Annotated in this window: 3 protein-coding genes; 2 read left to right on the top strand and 1 reads right to left on the bottom strand. The window is 67.5% G+C overall.

All coding sequences use genetic code 11. The features are described 5' to 3' along the window. Nucleotides 1–74: 74 nt before the first annotated feature. A complete protein-coding gene (locus ACT6Y9_RS10235) occupies nt 75–797 on the bottom strand; it encodes a nucleoside recognition domain-containing protein (protein ID WP_295479260.1) in 723 nt (240 codons plus the stop codon). A gap of 200 nt (nt 798–997) precedes the next feature. On the opposite strand from ACT6Y9_RS10235, the gene ACT6Y9_RS10230 reads away from it, so the two are divergent. Continuing rightward, a complete protein-coding gene (locus ACT6Y9_RS10230; RefSeq protein WP_443744455.1) occupies nt 998–1,849 on the top strand; it encodes a DNA alkylation repair protein in 852 nt (283 codons plus the stop codon). A 99-nt stretch (nt 1,850–1,948) separates the two neighbouring features. Further along, nucleotides 1,949–2,500: a large conductance mechanosensitive channel protein MscL gene (gene mscL / locus ACT6Y9_RS10225; protein WP_443744454.1), complete on the top strand. Its 552-nt coding sequence runs from the start codon at nt 1,949–1,951 to the stop codon at nt 2,498–2,500. The last annotated feature ends 165 nt before the right edge of the window (nt 2,501–2,665 follow it).

Here is a 2,665-nt window from a genome sequence, read left to right as displayed (position 1 = left end):
CCGGTCGGGGAACCCGCGTATTCGGCGGGTCCTTTCGACCGGCTTCAGGGTCCGGGGGGAGCGCCCCTTAAGCGTCAGGCCGCGGCCTTGCGGCTGCTGCGGATCAGGAGGAGGCGCATCACGTTGGCGGCGAAGACCTTGCCGAGGAGAATCACGCCGAGGCAGACGCCGATCGTGGTGGGCACCACGAGCGAGCCGTCCGCTGCGCGCAGCGAGAAGAAGACGATGCCGGTGGCGAGGAAGTTGCCGATCGCCGCGTCGGCCGTCATCTGAAAGGCCGAGAAGATGTAGGTCTCGTTCTCGGTGATTTCACCGGAGTCCTTGAGCGTGCGCGTGAGGACAGCGCCCGCGTCGGTGGACTGCAGCGACGCGATGATGGCGAGCGAGCACGTGCCCGGCAGGCCCATGAGCGGGCGCAGGATCGGGTTGAGCATGCGCTCGGCCGCGTCGAGCGCGCCGTAGTGCTCGAAGATCGCGATCATGGCCGTCGCGAACATGATGGTCGGCACCAGGGCGAGCGCGAACATGAAGCCGTCGATCGCGCCCGAACCGCCCTTGCCGCGGAAGTTCGCCATCTGCGTGACAATCTCACCGCCGTTGTTCGTCACCTTGGAGACGAGGCTGCCGAAGTCGCCGAGCAGCACGGTGTAGTCGAAGATGCCCCACCATTGGTCCGTGATGAGCGTGCCCGAGAAGAAGGCGCAGGCGAGGAAGAAGGAGATGTAGGCGACGATGCCGGGCTTTTTCTTCGGCGCGGCAGCCGGCGCGGTTGCCGGAAGAGGGGTTTCGGTAGTCATGATTTTGATCTGGTCGTTTGAGTGAGGCCGCCTCGGCTGCAGACGCAGGGGATGCCGTCGGGACGGTGCTGCACATTCTACCTATGAGGTCCGCGGTGCGCGCATGCGGGATTTCGGGGGTGGCGGCGCGTGCAGCGGCCGGCCTCCGGTTATGCTCGGGCATCTCGTCCCTCCATCTCCCATCATCAGGAGCCTCCGCTATGCCCGCGATCCTCGACGCCCTCCATCTTGAACTCATCCACGCCGCCCGTCCGCGAAGTTACGACACCCAAGGGAAGATGATGCCGGGCGTCAAGAACCGCATCGGCGTGCCGAAGGTGGACGTGCGCAGGGCCGCCGCCGGCGTGGTGCGCCGCGGCGACGGCAGGGCGCTTCTTCGCGAGGTGTGCGCCGCGCCCCGGGCGCTTCCTCAGGAGGTCGTGATGGCTGCGGGGCTCGTCGTCGCGACGGAGCCCGGCCTTGAGTTCACGGAGCGCGTCGCCCGCGCCGAGGAGCTCATCCGTCTCATCGACAACTGGGCGACCTGCGACCTCCTGGGGTCGGTCTTCCCCGACATGAAGGAGAACGAAGCGGCCGCGCGCGCCTGGATCGGGCGGCTTCTCAACGCGGACGACGACTGGTCGATCCGCCTTGGGCTCGTCCTTCTCCTCTGCAACTTCGCGCGGCGTCCCGCCGTTCGGGCGTCCCTTGCGGCGGCGCTCGCGCCCCGCGTCCTCACCGCGGCCAGGCGGTCGTACTACGTCTCGATGGGGCTCGCCTGGATGCTCGCCGAATGCTTCGTGGACGGGTGGGAGGAGAGCGAAGCGGCTTCTCTCCGGGCGACCGTCTCGGGCGTGATGGACGCCGCCACGGCGCGACGGACGGCTCGGAAGGTGCGTGAGTCGCTGCGCTTCACGAAGGCGCAGAAGGACCGCCTCTCGCAGGCGATGCGGGAGGCGCTCGCCCGGGCGCCCCGGAGGGCGGATGAAGCGCCTGCGCGGGCAGTGGCGGTCCGCTCACGCTCGGGCGCGCCGCTTCAGGCGCACGGTTCCGGGCGGTTTGGAGGAAAATAAGATCCACGGCGCCGCGCCTTCGTCCGCCCTCAAGGCCGAAGGCGCGGCGCATCAAGCCCGCAACACGCAATAAAGAAACTAAGAGGAGTCAATCCCGAAATGCGCAAGTTCTTCCAGGAATTTCAAGCCTTCATCTCGAAAGGCAACGTCCTTGACCTCGCCGTCGCCGTGATCATCGGCGCCGCGTTCTCGAAGATCGTGGACAGCCTCGTGAAGGACATCATCAACCCGATCCTCGGCGTGCTCGTCGGCCGTCCGGACTTCACGAACCTCTTCGTCGTCCTCAAGGACGCTCCGGCGGGCTACACGGGTCCGCAGACCTATGAGGCCCTCACCAAGGCGGGCGCCACGGTTTTCGGCTACGGCGCCTTCCTCACGGCGGTCGTGCAGTTCCTGCTCCTCGCCTTCGCCGTCTTCTGGCTCATCAAGATCGTGGTCACCGCCCGCGCCCGCATCGCCGCGGAGGCCGACCGCCTGATGTCGCACGCGAAGGAGGAGGAGAAGAAGGCGGCCGAGCCGGCTCCGGCTCCCGCTCCGGCGCCTGCTCCTGCTCCTGCTCCTGCTCCTGCTCCCGTGAGCGAGGAGGAGCTCAAGCTCCTGCGCGAGATCCGCGATCTTCTGAAGGCCGGCCAGGAGAAGAATGCCGAATAAGGACGAACAAGGCTTCACGTCCTCGCCCGGACTCCCCTCCGGGGGCAGGTGTGTGGAGCCCAACCCGCCCGGCCATCTGAAGGCGGCTGCGGGAACGGAGGGCGTGAGCTCCCGTTCCCGCAGCCGCCTTCTTCATGTCCGGACTTCGCTGCGATGCCGCAGCAA

The sequence above is a fragment of the Sutterella sp. genome, from assembly GCF_052272535.1.
In the GTDB taxonomy this organism is placed as follows: Bacteria; Pseudomonadota; Gammaproteobacteria; order Burkholderiales; family Burkholderiaceae_F; genus Sutterella.
This window is presented reverse-complemented; position numbering and strand designations above follow the sequence as displayed.

Excerpts from the sequence above, each read along its gene's own strand:
- ACT6Y9_RS10230 (WP_443744455.1), top strand. The coding sequence starts at position 998 with ATGCCCGCGATCCTCGACGCCCTCCATCTTGAACTCATCCACGCCGCC.
- ACT6Y9_RS10235 (WP_295479260.1), bottom strand. The coding sequence starts at position 797 with ATGACTACCGAAACCCCTCTTCCGGCAACCGCGCCGGCTGCCGCGCCG.
- mscL (WP_443744454.1), top strand. The coding sequence starts at position 1,949 with ATGCGCAAGTTCTTCCAGGAATTTCAAGCCTTCATCTCGAAAGGCAAC.